This window comes from Paenibacillus sp. fava2 (assembly GCF_058313675.1).
The window spans coordinates 7,157,913-7,179,523 of record NZ_CM177755.1 but is presented as its reverse complement, the minus strand read 5'-3'; the positions used below and the strand labels follow the sequence as shown (position 1 = coordinate 7,179,523).

General features: G+C 54.6%; 17 protein-coding genes. 1 reads left to right on the top strand and 16 read right to left on the bottom strand.

Features of this window, described 5'->3' with window-relative positions; all coding sequences use genetic code 11:
* The first annotated feature begins 51 nt into the window (after positions 1–51).
* The gene (locus AC4G46_RS31605; protein ID WP_491126113.1) at positions 52–777 is read left to right on the top strand and encodes a 3-ketoacyl-ACP reductase; all 726 of its coding nucleotides are present in this window, start codon (positions 52–54) and stop codon (positions 775–777) included.
* Positions 778–852: 75 nt separating this feature from the next.
* On the opposite strand, the gene AC4G46_RS31600 is transcribed toward AC4G46_RS31605, so the two are convergent.
* The 16 genes from AC4G46_RS31600 to AC4G46_RS31525 form a co-directional block, all read right to left on the bottom strand.
* Complete coding sequence (locus AC4G46_RS31600; protein ID WP_491126112.1) at positions 853–1,092, bottom strand: hypothetical protein; 240 nt, start codon at positions 1,090–1,092, stop codon at positions 853–855.
* Between the two features lie 475 nt (positions 1,093–1,567).
* On the bottom strand, positions 1,568–2,962 hold the full coding sequence (locus AC4G46_RS31595; protein WP_491126111.1) for a HAMP domain-containing sensor histidine kinase: 1,395 nt from the start codon (positions 2,960–2,962) through the stop codon (positions 1,568–1,570).
* Positions 2,950–3,612, bottom strand: a complete 663-nt coding sequence (locus tag AC4G46_RS31590; protein WP_491126110.1) for a response regulator transcription factor — start codon at positions 3,610–3,612, stop codon at positions 2,950–2,952. The genes AC4G46_RS31595 and AC4G46_RS31590 overlap by 13 nt, the downstream gene beginning before the upstream one ends.
* A 51-nt stretch (positions 3,613–3,663) precedes the next feature.
* On the bottom strand, positions 3,664–4,422 hold the full coding sequence (locus tag AC4G46_RS31585; RefSeq protein ID WP_491126109.1) for a lantibiotic immunity ABC transporter MutG family permease subunit: 759 nt from the start codon (positions 4,420–4,422) through the stop codon (positions 3,664–3,666).
* Between the two features lies 1 nt (position 4,423).
* A complete protein-coding gene (locus tag AC4G46_RS31580; RefSeq protein WP_491126108.1) occupies positions 4,424–5,152 on the bottom strand; it encodes a lantibiotic immunity ABC transporter MutE/EpiE family permease subunit in 729 nt (242 codons plus the stop codon).
* Positions 5,145–5,861: a lantibiotic protection ABC transporter ATP-binding protein gene (locus AC4G46_RS31575; RefSeq protein ID WP_491126107.1), complete on the bottom strand. Its 717-nt coding sequence runs from the start codon at positions 5,859–5,861 to the stop codon at positions 5,145–5,147. Before AC4G46_RS31575 ends, AC4G46_RS31580 begins: the two co-directional genes overlap by 8 nt.
* A gap of 135 nt (positions 5,862–5,996) precedes the next feature.
* Positions 5,997–6,989 (bottom strand): carbohydrate ABC transporter permease, encoded by a 993-nt coding sequence (locus AC4G46_RS31570; RefSeq protein ID WP_491126106.1) that lies wholly within the window; start codon positions 6,987–6,989, stop codon positions 5,997–5,999.
* 3 nt (positions 6,990–6,992) lie between these two features.
* Positions 6,993–7,868, bottom strand: a complete 876-nt coding sequence (locus AC4G46_RS31565; protein ID WP_144027102.1) for a carbohydrate ABC transporter permease — start codon at positions 7,866–7,868, stop codon at positions 6,993–6,995.
* Between the two features lie 4 nt (positions 7,869–7,872).
* Positions 7,873–10,236, bottom strand: coding sequence for a DUF5696 domain-containing protein (locus tag AC4G46_RS31560; protein WP_491126105.1), 2,364 nt, complete (start codon positions 10,234–10,236; stop codon positions 7,873–7,875).
* Positions 10,237–10,251: 15 nt separating this feature from the next.
* Positions 10,252–10,866 carry a Yip1 family protein gene (locus AC4G46_RS31555; protein WP_491126104.1) on the bottom strand — a complete coding sequence of 205 codons (615 nt, stop codon included), beginning with the start codon at positions 10,864–10,866 and terminating at the stop codon, positions 10,252–10,254.
* The gene (locus AC4G46_RS31550) at positions 10,866–12,356 is read right to left on the bottom strand and encodes a hypothetical protein (protein ID WP_491126103.1); all 1,491 of its coding nucleotides are present in this window, start codon (positions 12,354–12,356) and stop codon (positions 10,866–10,868) included. Before AC4G46_RS31550 ends, AC4G46_RS31555 begins: the two co-directional genes overlap by 1 nt.
* A gap of 11 nt (positions 12,357–12,367) precedes the next feature.
* Entirely contained in the window at positions 12,368–13,228 is an 861-nt protein-coding gene (locus AC4G46_RS31545) for a carbohydrate ABC transporter permease (RefSeq protein WP_491126102.1), read from the bottom strand.
* 1 nt (position 13,229) lies between these two features.
* A complete protein-coding gene (locus AC4G46_RS31540; RefSeq protein ID WP_491126101.1) occupies positions 13,230–14,195 on the bottom strand; it encodes a carbohydrate ABC transporter permease in 966 nt (321 codons plus the stop codon).
* Positions 14,192–17,185, bottom strand: a complete 2,994-nt coding sequence (locus AC4G46_RS31535; protein WP_491126100.1) for an extracellular solute-binding protein — start codon at positions 17,183–17,185, stop codon at positions 14,192–14,194. Before AC4G46_RS31535 ends, AC4G46_RS31540 begins: the two co-directional genes overlap by 4 nt.
* A 98-nt stretch (positions 17,186–17,283) precedes the next feature.
* The gene (locus tag AC4G46_RS31530; protein WP_491126099.1) at positions 17,284–18,705 is read right to left on the bottom strand and encodes an ABC transporter substrate-binding protein; all 1,422 of its coding nucleotides are present in this window, start codon (positions 18,703–18,705) and stop codon (positions 17,284–17,286) included.
* Positions 18,706–18,777: 72 nt separating this feature from the next.
* Positions 18,778–21,312 (bottom strand): alpha-L-arabinofuranosidase family protein, encoded by a 2,535-nt coding sequence (locus tag AC4G46_RS31525; RefSeq protein WP_491126098.1) that lies wholly within the window; start codon positions 21,310–21,312, stop codon positions 18,778–18,780.
* Between the last annotated feature and the right edge of the window lie 299 nt (positions 21,313–21,611).

The window sequence follows — 21,611 nt, the reverse complement described above, 5'->3', positions numbered from 1 at the left end:
AGTATAATAGAAGAGGATTTTTTAAAGAAAATTGGAGAGGAGCCTGCTTACATGGCACAATCATTGCAAGGAAAAGTAGCAATTGTAACCGGAGCGGCAAGAGGAATCGGAAAGGCAACAGCTGTTGCGCTTGCCAAGGAGGGCGTCAGCGTCGGTCTGCTGGCCAGAAGTGAAGCTGCACTGCAGGCACTGGCTGCCGAGATTGAAGGTTACGGAGTAAAGGCCGCTTATGCTGTCGCTGATATTTCTTCCAAGGAACAAGTAGATGCAGCGGTTGAAGTGCTCAAGAACGAATTGGGAGCAGCGGATATTCTGATTAACAACGCAGGGATCGCTACGTTTGGCACACTGCTGGAAATGGACCCGGAAGAGTGGAAAGGCATGATCGACGTCAACCTGATGGGTACCTATTATGTAACCCGTGCCGTACTGCCGCAGCTTATTGAAAAAAATGCCGGAGACATCATCAACATCTCCTCAACGAACGGACTTAACGGTGCAGCTACCTCGAGTGCTTACAGCGCCTCCAAATTTGCCATGATCGGTTTGACCGAATCACTCGCCCAGGAAGTCCGCCGCAACAACATCCGTGTATCGGCGCTGACTCCGAGCACCATTGCAACAGATCTGGCACTGGACCTGAACCTGATCAAGGAGAACAATGACGCCAAGTTCGTTCAGCCTGAGGATATCGCAGAGTTCATTATCGACCAGCTGAAGCTGAATCCGCGTGTCTATGTGAAGACAGCGAGCTTTATTGCTACGAACCCGTTCTGATTTATCGTACGGATATATAGTTAAAGGCCATCCCGGGAGGGGTGGCCTTTTCTGCTTATCGGCCTGCTGTACGGCTCAGCCTACCCCATCCTTTTCTAATAAGGAGTAGAAGTTGTCACGATCCCGGTCATTGAATCTGCCGAGTGTACTTACCCTGACGAATTCATGTCCGCCATAGATGTCAATTTCCTCACCGTCTTTGGTATAGAGCGCAATCATGTTCCCCTCCCGGTTGAGCTCCATGTAGCCGTAACTGTCTGTTTGAGGAGTTTCACCATAAAAAAGCGTAAATCTGATTTTGTCGACTCTGTGCATGCAGGTTCTCCTTTCCTGTCTCTAATGATCATCCTGGACTAAATTGTACTAGACGATACAGGTGTTGGAAAAAGCGGACAGGCCGCATATTTTGCGGGATTACTTCTTTTAGCAGAGCTCTAATGGGGAGATCCCTGTACTGACGTTTATTTTCTACTTTTTTCTTGACGGGAGGACATTAGGCGGTTAGTATACTGTGCCGGAAAAGCGGCGGGTTATCACTTGGTATCCTTTATTACGGTAAACCGGAGGGTCCCGGCAATTTAGTTGGATTTTCGCTACTTAGATCCGCAGTTTCTCACAATTTATCAACATTAGGTGGAAAATCGCCACTTATTTGGGCCAAAAGCGCTCCGTGTACCTAAATCGAGCAGAATTAAGTAGCTTTTTTCCACCTATCATCTTCATTCAGCGGTTTCCTTCGGAAATAGATGGCGAATTTCCACTTAGTTTGATCCGGTATGTGCCCGGTGGATTAGTTCGAATTCAGGCTGCTATCCGCTATAATCCTCACCGTCACCTTCGCTCCGCCGGAGGGCGACACATTCTCCAGAGTCAGCTTACCCCCATGCTGCTTAGCAGCCGAGTCTGCAATGTACAGGCCCATTCCGTGATGCTTGCCGGAGCTGCGGCTCTGGTCGCCCATATAGAACTGGCTTGCGGCTTCCCGTAATCCGGCCGGAGAGAATCCGCTGCCCGTGTCTGTAACGGTAAAGGAAATTGCGGCAGCCCCGTCCCATCGGACTTCCAGTGCTACTCGGCCCTGCGGCGGCGTATGCTCCACAGCATTTGCAAGAATATTGACAATTCCCCGCTGGAGCAGCTCCCTATCTATGAATATCAATTCAGGCAGCGGGCTGACTGCGATGACCTGCCCAGAAATGTCCTTGCCTGACGATAAGCCCCGTAGCTGACCCTCCAGCTCGGCCAGGAAATCCGTCAGACGCACCTGCGTCTTCCGGTGCCCTGGAGCTGCCTGCAGACTGGACAGATCAATGACCTCTTGCACGAAGTGTTCAATATCCTCTGCGCTCTGCAGAATATAGCGGTTATATTCCCGCTGGGCTTCATCCTGGACGGTTTCCTGCAGTAGTTCGGCGTTGCCCCGGATAATGGTGAGCGGGGTCTTGATGTCGTGGGCAAGCGCAGAAATCTGCTCTCTGCGGGACCTTTCCAGCTCCCACTGGCGCTTCAGTGAGGCCTGCAGCGCTTCCTTCATCTGGTCCAGCGAGGCCAGCATCTCGTCAATTTCCATGATCCCGCTTGGCTGGACGGTGAACGCCAGATTTTCCTGCCGGATGCTGTCGGTCGCCTCCTGTAAGCCGGCCATTTTCTGTGTAAGCCTGCGGCCAAAGCGGGCGGCCAGCACAGCGGCCAGAATCAGTACACCCAGGATGAAGAGCAGCACGGCCAGCAGCTGCGGATTCGGCAGGGTGCTGCGCAGCAGGGGGGAGGCGAACTGCGGGGTTAGCGTATAGCGGAAGATCCAGAGCTCGCCTCCGTGCCGGGTTGAGGTATAGAAATAGGAGTCCCGGTTTTTGCCTGCTTGTATAAGCTTCCAGGCGTGGGCAGCATCCTTCGCGCTTAGACTGCCCGTAAGCAGCTTCCCTTCGGCTGTAAATATGGCGTAGTCGGCCAGCTTCGGAATGACAGCAGCAGCACCTTCGTCACCCGCTTCAAGCGCGTCCTTAACAGCCCCGATCTCCTTCTCCGCATAATTGGCGGGCAGAATCACATTGGCTGAAAAAGCCGCCGTGAACAAGCCCAGCAGCAGGAGCAGCAGCAGAATGGTTCCGGCACTTAGAATCAGAAGATATTGCAGAAAAAAGGTGCGCAGGCGCATCCCTGGTGCTCTTTTTACAGCTTCCACTTGTAACCGATCCCCCAGACTGTCTCAATGGCTTCAATGTCCGCTTTGTTCAGCTTGGCGCGGATATTCTTGATATGCTCTGTGATGGCGCTGCTGTCACTTTCCCCGTCAAACCCGAAGACCGCTTCATAGATATGCTCCTTGGAGAAGACCTGTCCGCGGCTCTTCGCCAGAAATTCGCAGATGTCGTATTCGCTTTTGGTCAGAGGCACTTTGTGGCCGCGGGCCAGCAGCTCTCTGCCGGAGAGGTTGAAATGAACGAGCTCCGAGTACAGCACCTTCCTCCGTTCCCGGGTCTCGCGTCTGAGGTGGGCGTTAATCCGCGCCCGCAGCGCGCCGATACTGAAGGGCTTCATAATATAGTCGTCCGCACCCAGTCCCAGCCCGTACATCAGGTCGGATTCCAGTGTCTTGGCGGTCAGAAAAAGAATCGGGCAGTCCACCGCCGCACGGATCTCCCGGCACAGTGTAAAGCCGTCTACCCCGGGCATCATCACATCGAGCAGAATGAGATCATACGCACCCAGATCGCTCTGGCGCACAATGGTTGAGTCCTGAATTGCCGTTACCAGATGACGGTCAGCGCCCAGGGCACTGCGGATCAGCGCCAGAATGGCAGGCTCATCGTCGACGGCGAGTATGTTGGCCATATGCATTCCCTCTATTAATAGTAATTGTTTATTAAAAAGCTATCTCTAAATCTAATTATCGGCTGAACGTCCTTCCCAGCGCTGAAACCAGAGGCAGGAGAGAGAGGCAGCCAGCAGCGTTGCCGCTGTGCATACAAGGATTGCGGTGTCTGTCTCTGATGCAGCGGATTCCAGCGGAGTGCCCGAGCTGGTGACTGTCCATATTGAAGTGAAGCGGGCTGCCCAGGCAAAAGGGACATACGGCCAGGGGCCCTCACCGAGTCCGGTAAGCAGCAGGGCCGCGATCAGACTGCCTGTAATGCCCGTTCCTATCGACGGGCCCCGGCCAAACCGCAGGCTGATGAATCCATGCAGCAGATAGAGAAACACCGTGCTTCCCGACAGGATCAATGCGCTGCTCCAGTAAAAAGCCATCCCCAGGCTATCCTGCTCCAGTATGTAACGGAATCCGATGCCGAATATGACGACAGCGAGCAGGACGGCGCAAAAGCCATATACCAGCAAAAGCAGCAGCTTGCTGGCGTAGACCTTGACCCGCCGGGCGGGTAACGCCAGTATCCCCTGAAAATGCCCGGCCAGCGCCTCCTGCTCTGCTGTCATCGAGCAGACCAGGGCAATCAGGGTGGGCAAAGCGCAGCCCAGTGCCTGGAGATATGCCTGCACTTTATCGGCTGTGCTCCATGGAGAGTACGAGTAGTAAGCCAGGAATACGGCTGCCGCGATGAGCGGGGCCAGCAGATGAAGAAGCAAAAACGAAGTGCGGCGGGTTTTGAGCAGGTCAGCTTTGAACAGTCCGAATAAGGAGGCCATTTTACTTCGCCTCCTGCCTGCGGAATTGGCGCACAGTCAGGAAGAACAGGCCGCCAAACCAGGCCAGGGAGACCAGCACATCCCTAAGGATCGTGTCTGTGCCTCTCAGCGGGCTGCCTTCCGGGACCGGCAGGCCGTTCGGCAGAATATGCAGCACCGGGCACATCAGCCGGAACGTAATCGTGTAGGGCATGTAATCCCACAGCCCGCCGGTGTCAAAGGTAACAATGCCTGCAATGTTAAAGACCATATTGATCAGCACGGCGGCAAACAGTCCGAACCGTGCGGCCAGGAACAGGCACAGCGGAATCTGCCACAGGAACGTGATGACGATCAGCAGGCTACCGGCTGCGCTGTGCTGCAGCGGAATCGAAGTGCCAAACAGCCAGCCTCCGGATGAGATGCCGGCGAAGAACAGCAGGCCGGCGGCCAGCAGCCAGCCGGTGACGGCAGCGATTTTGGCCGACCAGAGCATCTGCGGAGGAAGGGGCAGCGCCAGAATAGCGCGGTACTTCATCTTGGTATCCTTCTGCACCGCGAGCGCGCAGACCAGACTCAGTGCACCGGGCAGGAGCATTGTATACCACCAGTTATATGCCCCGGTCTGAAAGTAACTCCCGCCCATCAGGACACCGCAGAGCAGCAGCGTAATCAGCGGGGTGATCCACACCAGCTGCGGAATAAAGGTTCGCCGCCATTTCAGCTGCTCCGCGCTAATAAGTCTAAGCACCGGCTTCACCTGCCCTCCGGCCCGCCGCGGCCACCTGCATGAACAGGGACTCCAGCTCCGCCCCATGCGGTGCAGCCCCCTGATAGCCCAGCTGTCCGCCGGCAATAATTCCGATCTGATCGGCCACCTGCTCCACCTCGGAGAGAATATGGCTCGATAGAATGACTGTGATTCCCTGTCCGGGGAAGGAACGGATCAGCTCCCGCAGCTCCTGAATCCCGATCGGGTCGAGCCCGTTCGACGGCTCATCCAGAATGAGCAGCTTCGGCTGGTTCAGCAGCGCAATCGCAATGCCCAGCCGCTGCTTCATGCCCATGGAGAACTGGCCGGCCCGCTTCTTCCCGGTATGGGCCAGATCGACGACCGCCAGCACCTCGGCGATCCGCGACTCCGGCAGCCCTAGCGCCAGCGTACGGACCTGCAGATTCTCCCGGGCTGTCAGGTTCTCATACAGCGGCGGCGATTCGATCAGGACGCCGATCTCACTCAAATCCTTCCGGTCCCATTCATGGCCCTGAAAGAGAATGCTCCCTGAGCCTGGACGCAGCATGCCTGCGATCATCTTCAGCGTCGTCGACTTGCCCGCGCCGTTCGGACCAAGCAGCCCGTAGACGGAGTTCCGGGGCACAGAGAGCGATACGTTGTTTACAGCGGGCTGTTTTTTGAAGCTTTTGCATAGGTTCCTGGTTTCTAAAATTATGTCCGGCATATTATATCATCCTTTCCACTTAGCAGTGTAAAGGGGAGTTATAAGGAAAGGGTAAGGAACCCTTAAACGGCCTGCTGTACCCGTAAAAAAAGGTGCCCCATTCGCCTTTAAGGCTATGGGACACCCGGATGCAGCTTATTCCCCGGCAATACCGGAGCGTTCCACGCTCTCTACGAAGTGGCGCTGCACGAACAAGTAAAGAATTAGTATAGGCAGGATGGTCAGAATACAGCCGGCCATGACCTGATTGAGCCCGGTCGGCGCCATCCCGATGGAGCCGGAGGTCATCTGCGACATTGTCTCGGCTGCCTGGTTGTTCGTGCCATAGAACATCGCCAGACGCTGGGACAGATTATAGAAGTTCGGCGTCGTCAGGAAGGTGTTCGGCTCAAAGCTATCGTTCCAGTGCCATACCACCGAGAACAGGAAGACCGTCAGCATGGCCGGCTTGGCCAGCGGGAACATGATCTGCCAGTAGGTTCTGAACGGGCCCGCACCGTCGATCCGCGCCGCTTCCTCCAGCACGTTCGGCATTCTGCGGTAGAACTGGATAAAGATCAGGACGAACAGCGCACCCTTCAGGCCATGACCGAACATGGATGGCACCACAAACGGCAGATGCGTATTGATCCAGCCCAGATCACTGAAGAACAGATACAGCGGAACCACGATCGTCTGCGGCGGGACCAGAAAGGTGAACAGCAGCAGCACGAAGCAGAGTGTATAGCCGGGGAACCGGTATCTGGCGAAGCCGTAGCCGACCAGCGAGCAGCTGATAATCTGCAGTATCGCACTTCCAAAGGAGATGATTGCGCTATTGGCGAAGCCGCCCCAGAAATTGAGCGAGCGCCAGGCCAGGCTGTAATTATGGAAGCTGAGCGCCTTGGGAATCCATTGCACGGTGGCGTCAGCCACATCCTGGGCCTGCATCATCGACTTGGACAGCATGTAGAGCAGCGGATACAGGAAGACGAAGGTCAGGCTGAGAATCACCAGATAATAAAAGGCAATATTTATCACCTGCAGCGTCCGTTTGACGATTCTGTCCAGCCCGCCGCTTTTCTTCAGACGTCCGGATACCGCTTCGGGCGGGACAGCCCGGGCAGGGCTTACGCTTTCTTTTAACATCGTCTACTTCCTCCCTTCAGTGGTGCTGAGCGATTTACGGAATAAGAGGAACACCAGGCCGAGAATCAGGAAGATAATAACGAAATAAATCCAGCCCATGGCCGATCCGTAGCCGAAATCATTAGTTTTAAATACGACGTTCAAAATATGGGTCATCATCTGGTTATCCGCCTTGGTGAAGGAGCTGACGATACTGAACAGCGTGTTCACCAGCATCATCGGCATAATCATCGGAAACGTGATTTTCCAGAAGCCCTCCCAGGCGGTTGCACCGTCACATTTGGCGGCTTCGTACAGGGTGATGGAAATGGTCTGCAGGCCGGCCAGGAAAATCAGAATCTGAACCCCGGAATCCCACATCACCAGCGTCAGCGATTCTGCATATTGCAGCAGTGTTTCCAGCAGATCACCGGGGATAAAGGCGCTCAGCTTGCTGTACAGGTTCTCGTTATAAAAAATAGGTAAATTCGCCGCGCCCTGGTCCATCAGCTTACTGAGGATTGCCCCGGAAGCAATGATGACAGGGAGGAAGAAGATGCCGCGGAAAAAGGTTTTGCCTACCAGCTTGCGGTTCAGCAGAATGGCGCAGAACAGCGAGAAGATCAGAATCAGCGGCACCTGGGTCAGCATGGACACCATGGTATCCTTCAGCAGCGGCAGGAAGTTAACATCCGTAGTAAACGCCGCGCGGTAATGATCTGTTCCTACAAAAGAGGCGATCAGGCCGTTCTGGCTGACCTGCAGCTTTTGAAAGGAGTAGTAAAGGGAACGCCCGAGCGGAATGGCCATAAACAGCAGGAAGCCGATCAGCCACAGGGAGATAAAGGAGTACCCTTCCATATAATAGCGGGCGCGCATTGATAATCTTGATTTTTTCACTTTATCATCCTCCTGTCACCGCATATCCGTAGGCTTCCACCTGCTGCCCTCCGGCGTTGACAGCGTGATCGTTATAGTTGGTAATGATGCTTATGCCGCCTTCATAGGTGGTTTTGAAGACTTGCGCGTCCAGCTGCTCGTGACCGGTCATTTGCCGGCCGGACACGCTGTCTAACACAGCTTTCATGTCCAGATAGGTTTCTGCAGAAGGCTTAAGCCAATCGTCCACACTGGAGGTGAACAGTCCATTTTCGAGCGTCCGCTGGAGGTCGCTGGTCGCCGCATAAGTCAGCTTATAGCTCGGCAGTGCCCCGTATTCCAGTGCGCGGAGCAGCTGCTTGCGGGAGTCGTCGAACAGATTGACCGGAGCCGAAGTATACGGGATCAGGCCATGCACCACAAGCTGATAGAACGGGATGGCACGGTCGGTATAGACAAAGCCGCTGTAATCCAGCGGTGCCTGATCGATACGGTCTGCGGCCTTAAGTGTGTAAGCATATCCGTAATCCACGGCAGTACGGAGGCCTTCCTTCCGGTATTGTTCCAGTGTGCCGGTATAAGCCTGCTCTGTCTGGCGCCGGTCTGTCTGTGAACTGTTGTCTTCATCGGAGTACAGCAGGCTGCCAAAATGCTCGAAGGCTACGCCGTCAACCCCAAGCTTGCGATAGCTGTCCAGCTCAGAAGAAGCACGTCCGGCAATGACTTCCGGCTTCAGCAGATAAAAGTAGTTATCTGTGTTCCACCCGGATGATAAATAGTAGATATATTGCTTCAGCACCTCGCGGTTAATCCCGCGGACTGCTTCCTTGCCCGCTTTAACGGAGCTGCTGTCCTGATAAGGTTTAACGTAGTTGGCTTTCAGATACAGGCTTACGCCCTTTTCGGCGGCATAGGCCTGCAGCTCCTGGAGTGCTTTGCTGCCTCCCAGATGCTTATCCGCCGGGAAGTGATCCGGCTGGTTGCCCAGCAGCCCGTTCTTGGACCAGCCTGTAACTGTAATATCGAGTTCGCTGATCCCCTCGGCGTTGTAACGGTCAATGATTTCCCGGACTTGCCGGAAGGTCGTCATTTCAACAAAGGTGGAGCCGATGATTTCATCGCGGGAGATGCCGCCGAGCACCTCCAGATACAGCGGAACCTCCGCAGGCGCGGACTCCTGAATCTGCTGGTTGCCCAGCAGGTATTGGCGGTATTCCTTGGCCATGCCCACGTAATCGGCATTGTCTCCCTGCAGCAGCACATAGCGTACAGTCCGGTCGCTGTCGATCAGCTTGCCCTGATAGTATGGAATCTGGCCGGAGCTGCCGACGAAGATGACGTCATCCTTGCGCAGTGTAAATTCGCAGGAAGCGCGGTAGAGCGCAATGGCGCGGATGCCTGACGGCACACCGTTGATCTTGGCATCGGTGTCGCCTTCAGTGACGATAGCCAGATAACCGGTGCCGCCGTGATACATACCGAACACAGGCAGGGCAATATTCTTCTTCAGCGGAGCAGCCTTCTGCCAGAAGCTGTCGGTAATTTCATGATTCTGGGTGATGAAGGTTTCATCACCGCCGTAAATGTACTCCGAATATCCCTTTAAGTAGGCGGGATGATCCGGTCGGAATTCCAGCAGTGCACCGGAGCCGTCAGGCAGCATCATGGCTCCCTGCTCCTGTTCCCCGGCGGCATGAAAGAACGGCAGCACCTCCAGGCTTGTGAACTTCGCATTGCCCGTCTCTTTCAAATATTCGCGCGGAATGGAGGCCTCGAAGCCGTCCTCTGTCAGGCGGTACTCCAGCGCGAAGCCAAGCTGGAGGCTGGCAAAGGTAAATTCCGCCCGCACTACATCCGGCTCCAGCGTCACTTTAACACTGGAATCCTCGTCCTTGAGCGGGTAGACCTGCGTAATATCAGCGCCCTGGGTATATCTGGCGTAGACCGGCACCGCCGTGTATTTGATATTGTTCGGCATGGCTGTCTTCTCCAGCTGCGGAGCGCCCAGCCATTCTGCGCCTGTGAATTTATCGGTCATTCTGATGTTGCCTGTCTGCTCGTTCACATATAGTGTGTAGCGGTCGTTCTCGAGCGCTTTTGTCCCCGGCGCTACCGGCAGCAGCTCCGGTGCAGCTGCGGTGGCATCCGGTGCGACCCCGGCAGTTACCGGGGTTTCGGCCGCGGCTGCTTCTGCTGGTGCTTCGGTTGCCGCAGGAACAGCAGCCCCCGGATCTTCCGCTTCGGCGCTGCTCCCGGCTGTCGCAGGCTGCACTGCAGACCCGCCGGTAGCCTGGCTGGCAGAGCCCTGCAACGGCCGTATGCCTACAACTGCCGTTACCAGAATCAGCAGGATAACGAGGAAGCCGCGCAGCTTGTTATTTATTCTCATTGTGCTTTCTCCCCCTTACGCGCGCAATCGCAGCTCTTTGAGCAGATCGATAATAAATGAAACGAACTGGTTAGAGATTCCGAACAGCAGTATGCCTACGAACCAGATAATGCCGATGCCGGCAATGCTGATCAGTGTGATCATAACGACCTTGCGCAGCTCAAAATCATGCAAAATTTTGACCTTAAGCAGATAGAGCCAGGCTACCCATATAATCAGGAACTGGTGCAGCAGGTTGTAGGTGGATGCTTCATCTAATGCCAGCACCTGTGTCAGCAGCGTCACCGGAACGGCCAGCAGCATATAAGGCGCGAAGGCAAAGGCGCTGCCCACGAAGATTTCCTTGAATTTGCCTTCTCCGTCGAGAATCGTACTGACGCCCCAGTTGGAAATGCACCAGGTCAGCCAGGGAACGGCCAGCCAGATAAATTCATGGAATATGGAGATTTCATGCGGCTCCCGGGTTTCGAACGCATAGCCGGTGATCAGAATGGAGAGGGTTTTGGCGGCAAAGGTCAGAAGAACCATGAGAACCCCCTGATACCAGAAAATCCGCCGTCTGCCCTGAATATCCTGATAGAACTGATAAGGGTGGGCAACCACCTGATGAATCATTTGCAAAGTGTACATTACAGATCCCCCTTTGCAGCAGCGGCCTTAACTGCTGCCTTTTGCCCGTACAGCCATGCCAGGAACCGGCGGTATACCTTCGGCATTCCCCAGTACAGCAGCAGCAGCAGGGCGATGGTTCCGGAGAAAAACCAGGTGAAATGCTCACGGATGAACAGCTTGCGGTACTCGCGGAATGCCGAGGAATAGTCGCCTCTGGAATTAGAGAGCTTGAAGTAATCCATTGCCTCCTGATAATTCTCCGCTTTGTACAGCGCCTTGCCGATGGCCTGATAGGCCATTTCGTAATTGGCATTGAGCCGGAGAACCTCCTGCCACAACGCTTCCGCTTCCTCGTATTTCCCGTCTACATAAAGCAGTGAAGCCTCATGGACCAACTCGGCGAACGGTGTAGCCCGGAACCGGTCGATCCGGCCCCGTCCTTTATCGATCACATAGAGCAGTCCGTCAGAGGTCTGATCCACGGCGGAAGGCGTCACGAACAGCCCGTTCTGCTCACCGATTCCCCCGAAGCTGAACAGCAGATTGCCCAGCTTGTCGTATTGAAATATTTTTCCTGTCTGCAGATCGAGAGCGGTGATGAACCCGTTTTTATCTACACTGATCCCGATAAAAGAAGCCATGCCGAACGGGCCGTCGGTATAATAATCGCCGTAACGGTGATTCCCCGTGTTCAGTGTATCAACGCCAACCGGCGAGAGCCGTTTGATCTGGTTATTCTCTTCACCGAGCGTAGTGCTGTAGATAAAGCCCTCTTCGTCGATATCGACATTGGAGAATTCGGAGGGGCGCACGGAGGCGAGCTGGCTTTGCTGCTCTTTGGTCGCCACCAGCCTGATCAGCAGCCGGCTCCAGGAGAACCCGACATGGTTGGCACCGTAGAAGCCTTTAAATTTTCCCGTAGAATCGATCTGCATCAGCCCCTGGGTATTTCCGTCGCTGACCACATACATATAGTTGCGTTTATCTACGATAAGCTTGGAAGGCGAGTAGGAGAAGTTCGCTCCCAGCAGCGTGCTGTCCGGCTTGGGAAAGTCCTGTACATATTCGCCCTCTGCGTTAAATACAGCGATCCGCTGATTCTTCGTGTCAGCAACATACACCGTACCGTCAGGCTTGACGAAGACCCCTTTCGGCTCCTGTAGCCTGCCGCCGCCCTCGGCATCGCCGATAATCTTGACCGGCTCTCCGCTCTTATCCAGATGGATGATCCGGCTATTGCCTGTATCGACAACATAAAGCGTATCGTCCTCGGCAATGAACAGCGACTCCGGGTTTTTAAGTGCACCCGTTGCTGTACTGCCGGGATCGATGGATGAATCATACATATATCCGTTGATTGAGCTGACCTCGCTGCCGGAGCCGGTCCATGTATATCCCCGGTACGGGGCATCGGCAGAAGCCGTGCCCGAGCATGCCAGGAGGGGAAGGAGCAGCGTGAAGACCAGCAGGACAGCCAGCTTGTTGCCTAATCTGTTGCTTCTGTTCATCATTTCGCCCCCTATTCCTTCAGCCCGGAGTGGGCCATCGTCTGCAGCACCATCCGCTGTGTGATCACAAAGACCAGCAGCGTCGGGATAATCATCAGGAAGCTTGCCGCTGCCAGGGTACCAACCCGGGCGACTACACCGGCTCCGCCGCTGATGGTCTGGATCGCCAGCGGCAGGGTCTTCATCTCCTGCACGGTCGTATAGACCATGGACGGGTAAGGGTCGTTCCACGCCGCGATGAAGCTGAACAGGGCAAAGGTGGCAATGGCCGGCTTCAGCATCGGCATGACGATAACCCAGAAGACCTTCCATTCCGAAGCGCCGTCAATCCGCGCAGCCTCCAGAAGCGCGTCGGGCAGCTGGCGCAGGAACTGTGTCATCAGGAACATCCCCATTGGTGCAGCCAGGTATGGAAGAATCATCGCCCAGTACGTATTCATCAGCCCGCTGCGGCTGATCAGCAGATACTGCGGAATCTGCAGCACGAGCGGCGAGAACATGAGCGCGGCAACGATCATATTAAAGATCGCGCTTTTGAACGGCATATTATGCTTAGCCAGCGGATAGGCTGCCATCGCCGAGATGACCACCCCGCCGAGCACGATGCCGGTGGTTACAATAACACTGTTGAAAATAAACCGTGAAAACGGCACCGCTGAAGTTCCCGTAATCAGCAGCAGATCGCGGAAATTGATCAGCGTCGGATTGACCACGAAAAAACGCGGCGGGAACAGGAACAGCTCACTGGTCGGCTTAAAGGCCGTTACGGCCATATAGATAAGCGGCAATAGCATCAAGAGACCGAACAGTGTGAGGAACAAATAGAGGGCAATGCCTCCGAAATCGATCCGCCGCATTTTGAATTTGAACATTCTAATCCCTCCCCAGCACTCTGAAGATGAGGCGGTTCAGTCCGAACATCAGGAAGAACAGCAGCACGGCAATGGCCGAGGCATAGCCCATTTCAAAGCGGGTAAATGCATAATCGAACAGATGGGCCATGATGGTATGCCCTGCATACAGCGGGCTGGGAAAACCGACCAGCCTCATGCTGACATCAAACACGGTAAGCGAGCTGACCACCTGCATAACAGCCCCGAACAGCAGCTGCGGCTTGACCGAAGGCACGGTAATGTACCACAGCTGCTGCCAGCGGTATTTGATGCCGTCGATGGAGCCGGCTTCATACAGATCGCCCGGGACATTCTGCAGGCCGGCAAGAAAGGCGAGGAAGCCCACGCCCATGTTCATCCATAGGGAAACAATGATAATGACCGGGACAATGGAATCGACATTTTGCAGGAACAGATACGGCTCATTCAGGATGCCGAGCTGGATCAGCCAGTGATTGAGCAGGCCCTTGCGGTCGCCGGCAAAGAAATAGAGCCACACGACAGACATCGCTACTGCGCTCGTAATAGAAGGCAGATAGAAGCACAGGGTATAAAAGAATCTGTACTTCTGCGGAATCTGGCTGATCAGCCAGGCCAGCAGAAAGGCAAGAATGTAGCCTACAGGCCCGGTGATAAAAGCGAACTTCAGGGTAATGCCGACGGCCTTCAGGAAAATATCATCATCCACGAACAGCAGCTTGTAATTGGAGAAGCCGATAAAATGAGGCGCTTCAATAATGTTGTAGTAGGAGAAGCTGAGAATGACAGACATGATGATCGGCACAATGGTAAAGATGGTAAACAGGAGCAGGAAGGGGGCGAGAAAATAGTAGGACACCTTATTTTTTTTGATATCGCCCCATAGCCGGGCCCATTTTCCCGGCGTCCGGGAAAGCTGCAGGCCCGCATCCCCGTTCTCCGCAGTCACAATGATTTCACTGCTCACTTCTGCTCTCCCCCTCCTGACACGCCGGAAGACTTGGTTACATCAAGCCCGAATTCCTCGCGTTTTTTGTTGAGCTCTTTATTAATCTCACGCACGCCTTGTTCCATGGCTTCGCGCGGGTATCTGCCGTTAAGCACAATCTCATTCCAGATATTAGCGATATAGCGGGTCGTATAATATCCGCCGAGTACCACTTCGCGCTCCTTGAACCATTCCCATTGCTCCAGAATGGCGTCGATATCCTGCTGCTGCCACGGCAGCCGCTTCAGCGCTTCAATATTGGCGGTGTTCCAGCGGGCCTCAACCCCCAGCAGCGATTCCAGCTCAGAGCCGAAGCTCTCCTGGGCATCTGCACCGGTCCACCATTTCAGAAACTCCCAGGATTCCTGCCGCATCTCGGAATCGCTGAAAATCATGGCTGTCTGGGCCAGCCCGCCTGTGGAACGGTTAATCCGTCCATCCTCCTGTTCAATGCCCGGCATCGGCTTCATGCCCCACCAGCCGGTCAGCTCCGGAGCCGCTGTAGAGAGCAGGATGTAGGTGGAATAATCGGCCACCCCGATCGGCATTTCACCGGAACGGAAGCGGTTGTAGAAATCCGCCTGCTTCTGCAGCTTGTAATTGGTAAAGAGACCGGTCCAGGTCTTCATGGCCGTCAGTGCTTCCGGCGAATCCAGCGCGGACTGGGTGCCGTTATTCTTATAGAAATCACCGCCGTACTGGAACAGGAAAGGCGCAAATTCATTGATTGCCAGTGCAGGGTTGTTGGGAGCGTGCGGGTAATAGAAATCCATCCCGTTCTGCTGCAGCAGCGGAATCAGCTCCATGACCTCCTGCCAGGTATCCGGAATATCATCTTCGCTGATGCCGAGCTGCTCCATAATATCCTTGCGGTAAAAGAGCATGCTGAAGTTCTGGTTCTCCGGCAGCGCATAGTCACCGCCGTCATATTTATAAGGAATAAGTGCGCCTTCTCTGAACCGTGCGGCAACTTCACTATAATCCGCAAAATCATTCAGATTAACGAGTGAATGACGGACGGCGAAGTCTATGGGCACTTCACCCTCGACGCCAAGCGCCACATCCGGCGCCAGTCCTGCCGTGCTCGCGAGCAGCAGAATCTGCTTCTGATCTGCGGCCACCGTCGGAATAACATTCACATTGACCTTGATGCCTGTATTCGGTGTGAAATCCTCGTCGATCATCTGCTTAATAATCTCCGCCCAGTCGCGTCCGCGGGAGATCCACACCTCAAGCACCTTCTCATCCTTGTAGGTATTGCCGATGCCGCTGTAATCCTTGGTGAAGGAGCTGGCGAAGTCATAAGCCATCGTTCCGACCCGCGTATACCACGGAGCCGCATCTTTTGGCCACGGCTGATCTTCGGATTTCACAACAATGTAATCCATAACAATGCTCTGCTTCATTAAACCGTTGACCCATGTGCCGAGCGAGGACTGCAGGTCTGTAAACTGCTGCAGACGTCCGGGGATGGAGGAAGGCTCCTCAGCCATCTCCAGAAACCGGTCGCGCGCCTCATACAGCGTGCTCAGCTCGGAGCTGCCCTGCTCAACGCCGAAGTCATACATGGCCTGCACGGCCTCATCCAGTGTCCGGGCCATCAGATGCAGGCGGGGAACCAGGTTGGGGATATTCTGCTCAAGCTTCCAGTCTCCGTTCGGGTCCGGATTCGTTCCGGTCACCTGTGTGATTTCCCGTGACAAGAGAGACATCTTCTGCGTCGTGCTCAGCACATCCTCAATCATCGGGCCGACGCTGGATACCTGGACCTCCATCCGCAGCGTATGCTTGCCTTTCTCCAGATAGAAATCATAGGCTCCGTCCTCATTGCCTAGCCGGTTTACCTGCCATTCGGACTTGTAAGGGAATTTTACGGCATTCATCTCCTGAAACGGCACCTGGCCGTCAATCATGATCCGCCGCTCAACCGGAATTCCGTTCAGAAACCATTGTCCAAACCGGATGCCGATGTTATACAATCCGCTCTCCGGCACTTCCATTTCCCACTCGGCCCACTGCCCGCCGGTACGCCAGCCTACGCCGCCGAAGCTATTGAGCACAATTGCATTTTTGTCAAAGGGCTCGGTCAGCGGCTCGCGGTCCTCAATCCGCTTGAGTGTCGGGTCGGAGCGGAGTGTGGACGTTTCGGCCTGCACTTTAATTTGCTGATTATTAGTAGGCTTATAGCCGTTTGCCTGATATTCCTGTTCGACCTCCGCATAAGACGGAAGGGTCTTAGGGGAGAAGACTCTCAGCTCGCTCATTGCGGCAGGCTCACGTATCGCTTCCAGCCTAAGCGTGTGCTCTCCCTTTGTGAGGTAGAAGCGGAACGGCTCGCCCGTACGCGCTTCGGCATCGCGGAATTCGCGGTACTGCCAGCCGCTGATCTCCTCACGCTTGGGATTGAATTCATTTCCCTGATTATCGCGCCATGGCTCTCCGCTCTCGGCCCACATGCGCTGGAACTCCATTTTCTTGACCTGTGAGAACAGATACTCCCCGTCTACTTTCAGGCTGCGGATAATAGAGGAACGCTTGCCCGGGAGCGCGTAGTACTCCATCCCCATCTGATAGAAGCCGTCCGCCGGGACGGTAATTTTATATTCTGCCCAGCTGCCTTCCGTCTTCAGCGCCAGGACAGGCTCCGTCTTCCCGCCGAGTCCGTCCATCAGCTCTGTGCCGCCGGAGCTGACGGCGGAGTAGCCGGCGGCAGGCAGCACAAGGTCAAAGCCCGCTGCGGCGTCTTCACTGTTCTGCTGTTCCGCGTAGTAGCTCGAATAGGACGGCTCCAGCTTGGAATTGACACTGTCCAGCTCCAGAACAGAGCTCTCATCTACACCGGTATACTCGGGAATGCCGGCCATAGCGGCATTGTCAAAGCCGCGCGACTCATTCCACCACACCAGGGAGAGCGCCAGAATCATCAGCACCGACAGGCTTACTTTATATTTTCGCAGTATGCGCAGCACGCATTCTTCTCCTCCCATCGTTACAGGCTGCCCGGTTCACCGGACAAATGCAGGGGACAGCTCCGGCAAATGCAGGCTGCCCCCTGGTATCCTCCTGTTTATTGCTGCATGGCTTGCTTGAAGCTGGCAATTTCCTTGGCAGCCTGGGCCGCTACGTCATCGCCAATCTTTTGTATAACGGTTTTGGAATCCGTATTTTTGGCGAGTGCATCGCCGATGGCGGTGATGAAAATCTCCCAGCTCTTATTGTCTACAGGAGTCAAATGCTTGATAGGAATATCATTGCTGAGCTGTTCATACAGCTTGAATTCTTCCTGACCGCCCAAGTATTCGTTTTTGGTGTTGGCGTACCAGTCCAGGCTGGAGATATCCTTGTAGCCAGGCTGGATGGAGTGCTTGGTCCAGATTTTCCAGGCATTCTCGCTGCGCATGGACCACTGGATGTACGCCCAGGCAGCTTCCTTGTTCTTGCTCTGCGCAGGAATAACGAAGCTTGAGCCGCCCATGCCGACGTTGATGCCGACCGGCAGACGGGTGGCCCGCCACTTGCCGGCCAGTTCCGGGAAGGTCTCCTGCAGTCCGCGTGCGCCGAACGAGCCGGATACGATTCCGACCATGTCACCCTTCAGCACAAGCTGCTTGCCTTCATCGGTGGTATAGCCGAGATGCGGCGCCCATCCGAGCTGCTGTCCGCGCTTGGTAATATCGAGCACCTTGACCATTTTGTCCGTATTGCGCAGCCAGTTCATATCCTTGTCAAAATAGCCGACCTCATCACCTGCCCAGACAATCGGGCCGTCGCTCCATTCCATGAAATACTTGCCGTTAGCTTTTAGAATCTGCACCAGGTTCAGGAAATTCTCTTCGTCCTGCATGTATTCGCCAAGCTCGGTAGGATCACTGGGCAGACCCAGCTCTTCAAAAATATCAGCACGGTAATAATACACGCCCGGCGTCATATCCCACGGCATCCCGAGCAGCTCGGAGCTGTCCGGCGTCATCCAGCGTTCCCAGTTGAAAGGATGGACGAGGTCCTTGTATTGGCCCGCATTATAAGGCTCTTCCAGCAGATTCTCCAGAACATGGCCGGTCATATAGCGGTGAAGCTGGTACATTTCGACTTCAGCCACATCCGGCGCACCGCTGCCTGCCGCAATAGTAGTCTGCAGCTTGTCATGCAGATCGCCGAACGGCATAACCACCGTTTTCAGCTTAATGCCGGGATATTCCGCCATAAAAGCCTGGCCGATCTCATCAAAAACCTGCTCGTTGAACGCCCAGACGGTCACTTCACCGGTGATATCTTTGCTTGGCAGGGCGTCAGCGGTACTGTTTCCCGCAGCAGTGTTATCACTGGCTGCCGGAGCAGCAGTAGCTTCACTTACAGCAGTGTTTGTTGTATTTTGGGTGTTAGATGAATTATTGACTGAAGATGTGGCCGGCGCGCTGCTGCAGGCTGACAGAAACATCATTCCCGTCAGCAATACCGGTAAAGCGAGATTTCCCCTTTTTTTAATCATCAAACAAGCCTCCCCTTATAATGTATAAATGATTGCAAAGTCTATATTGAACGAGCTGCTTCCCCGTATAAGCTACTGCCCTCCTTCCCTGAACCTGAGTACCGTTACTGAAAATTTAGGGAATGCATACTCCAGACTGCCGTTTGTTACCGTTACATCGCTGGTTGCAGGAGCTATTAATTCAGGCTCGGAAAAGCTGTTCTCGTCAACGGGCTGATCAGCTGCAAGGACGATGGCTTTTCCCTGAACCGGACTCACCGGGATGCCCGTAAGCTGCAGCTGTGCGGTCAGTGCCTGCTCGCTGCTGTTGACTACCTTGACAATGATATCGCCTGTAGCCAGCTCGCGGCTCGCCGCCGTGAAGAGCGGTCCGGCAGAGAGCTGATCCTTAATTTCATGCACCAGCTTACCGTCGAGATAGGCGCGGATGGTAGTGCCGGACAGCTCAATGCGGATATCGTACCATTTGCCGGAAGCGATACTTACCGGAACGCTCTGGCCGATTACCGACCGGGTGCCGCCAGCCGATTTCTCAATGGCGCTTACCGTATTGCCCCAGCCTCCGATATTCCACCAGTAGAAGTTGTCATCATCCTTCGCGCCGAACATGATCAGCATGCCCTCGGCTCCGGCGGTCTTTCTGGCTTTAACCGTAAGCGTGTAGTTGTTCCAGGAGGCTTCGCCTGCTATTGCACGGGCATCGATGTCACTGCCGGTCTGCCGCAGCAGGCCGCCGCTGTGCTCCCAGCTTCCGCTCTGCATCTTCCAGCTGCCGGTCTCCTCATCCAGGCTGTCCTCAAGAAGCGTCCTGCTGTTCTGTGTGACAAGCAGGTCGTTATATTCAACCTGTGTTGACCATGAGCCCAGACCGATGGAGCCTTCTATAACTGCCTGCGCAGCCTCCGCCTGACCTTGTGTCTTCAGAGCGGCGGGGAGAACGACATCGCCTTTATTGCTGCCGAACATCTGCTGCACATGATAGGAAGGTGTCCCGTAGCTGGCTGCCGAGTTAAAGACAATGGCATCAGGATTCCAGGTGCGGTCCTTCTCATGGACAAGCAGCGGGGCATAAGAGGACATCCGGACAATATCGGAATTGCGCTCCATGCCCAGCATGAAGGCAGCTTCACCAAGCGCCGCATTCATATTTCCCTGGCCGGCACCCTTGGTTACAGCATACTCACCGACGTATATACCAGGGCCGCTGCGGTCATAAGAGTCATAGCGGTTCGCATTACTCATGAACCATTCCGACGATTCATAATAGTGCTCATCAATAATTTCGATCGGCTCACCCTGCACCGCCATATTGGCAATAATATGGATCTCCGGATATTTCGCTTTGATGGCATCATAGAACAATCCGTACCGTTGCCTGTATTCCGCAGGCTGAAAATTGTTTTCGTTGCCGATCTCCACATAATTTAGTCCGAAGGGTTCAGGATGACCGTTCGCCGCCCGCTTGGCGCCCCACTCACTGCTGACCGGCCCGTTGGCATACTCGATGGCATCAAGCACATCCTGAATCCACGGCTGAATCCCGGCAAGCGGGACGGTATTGGCCTTGGCTACCGGATCGCCGTCATGTGAGATTCCGATATAAGCGACATACAGCGGCTCTGCTTCTAAGTCTTCAGCCCACTGCAGATATTCATGGAAGCCGAGCCCGTCTGAGGAGCGGTAATTCCAATATCCCTGATGGCCCGGTCGGGTCTCAAGCGGGCCGATTGTCGTCTTCCAGCGGTAGGCGCTCTCCGGTGTTTTGCCTTCTACGAAGCAGCCTCCCGGAAAACGGACGAACGACGGCTGCATTGCGGCTACCTTCTCCGCGAGATCGATTCTTAAGCCGTTCTCCCGGTCCTTCCAGGTTGCCGGAAACAGGGAGACCATATCCAGATACACCGTTCCTTGCTGCGATGCCGAGATGAGCATACGCGCATTGGCTGCCGCACCTTTGGATACCAGAGTGTAGCTGTATTGATTCCATCCTTCTTTTAGTGCCGGCACCGGCTGTGCTGCATAAACTTCCTTGCCGTCCGGACTTTCCAGAGTGATATTCAGCGGCATCTGTACTCCGGGCTGCGGCCGGGCGTAAAAAGAAAGCTGGTATTCCGCCCCCTCCTGCAGCGCAATTCCCCAGTAGCCGTTATTCACGGCCGCTACCTGGCCGCCTTCTGCTGCATCGGCTACGGTTAATGCCAGCGCGCGGGTCTGGGAACCGTTCAGCAGCTCCGTCTCACTAAGCGCTACTGTTCCCCGGCTCATGCCGCGTTCTTCTACCCACCAGTTGAACAGCGTCTCCGGATTATCCTCAAAAGAACGGTTGGAGATCAGCTCGGCATACAGCCCTCCATCCCCGGCGTGGTTAATCTCTTCAAAAAATGCCCCGTAAAGCATCGGGCTGATTGCCGCACCCGGGGACGCTGTATCGACGGTCAAGCTGTATGCGGCAGGGCTGCTGCCGGGAGGGGTATCCGTTGCCTGCGGAGGCCTGTCTTCCGGCTCATTCAGTTTAGGCAGCTGCGCGGCGGGCTGTTCTGCCGGCGGCGTCCCGGAACGGTTTGCATAGTATAACGCTCCGCCGGCAAACAGCAGGACAATCAGCAAGGATAAAGCCAGCGTTTGTTTTTTTCTCTTCAGAAATGCTCCCCCTTTTCTCCCTTGGTGATCGGTTCAATTCCAGTACTTGTTTTAAATAAATCTAAAAACATTTCCTAAAAAGTGGCTTGAATCCGTTTACAAAGCTAAATTAACACAATAAAAAACACTTGTAAATAAATAATACTAAACCATTTCATACTTTAATGAATATAAAGGGATGGAAAATATGCTAAATACGTGAAAAATATATAGTTTGTTAAAATAAAGAAAAGTAAAAAAAGATGCACTTTTAAATTGATTTAAAA

Coding starts and splice junctions, on each gene's coding strand:
- AC4G46_RS31605 (WP_491126113.1), top strand. CDS start 52: ATGGCACAATCATTGCAAGGAAAAGTAGCAATTGTAACCGGAGCGGCA.
- AC4G46_RS31600 (WP_491126112.1), bottom strand. CDS start 1,092: ATGCACAGAGTCGACAAAATCAGATTTACGCTTTTTTATGGTGAAACT.
- AC4G46_RS31590 (WP_491126110.1), bottom strand. CDS start 3,612: ATGGCCAACATACTCGCCGTCGACGATGAGCCTGCCATTCTGGCGCTG.
- AC4G46_RS31585 (WP_491126109.1), bottom strand. CDS start 4,422: ATGGCCTCCTTATTCGGACTGTTCAAAGCTGACCTGCTCAAAACCCGC.
- AC4G46_RS31575 (WP_491126107.1), bottom strand. CDS start 5,861: ATGCCGGACATAATTTTAGAAACCAGGAACCTATGCAAAAGCTTCAAA.
- AC4G46_RS31570 (WP_491126106.1), bottom strand. CDS start 6,989: ATGTTAAAAGAAAGCGTAAGCCCTGCCCGGGCTGTCCCGCCCGAAGCG.
- AC4G46_RS31560 (WP_491126105.1), bottom strand. CDS start 10,236: ATGAGAATAAATAACAAGCTGCGCGGCTTCCTCGTTATCCTGCTGATT.
- AC4G46_RS31555 (WP_491126104.1), bottom strand. CDS start 10,866: ATGTACACTTTGCAAATGATTCATCAGGTGGTTGCCCACCCTTATCAG.
- AC4G46_RS31550 (WP_491126103.1), bottom strand. CDS start 12,356: ATGAACAGAAGCAACAGATTAGGCAACAAGCTGGCTGTCCTGCTGGTC.
- AC4G46_RS31545 (WP_491126102.1), bottom strand. CDS start 13,228: ATGTTCAAATTCAAAATGCGGCGGATCGATTTCGGAGGCATTGCCCTC.
- AC4G46_RS31530 (WP_491126099.1), bottom strand. CDS start 18,705: ATGATTAAAAAAAGGGGAAATCTCGCTTTACCGGTATTGCTGACGGGA.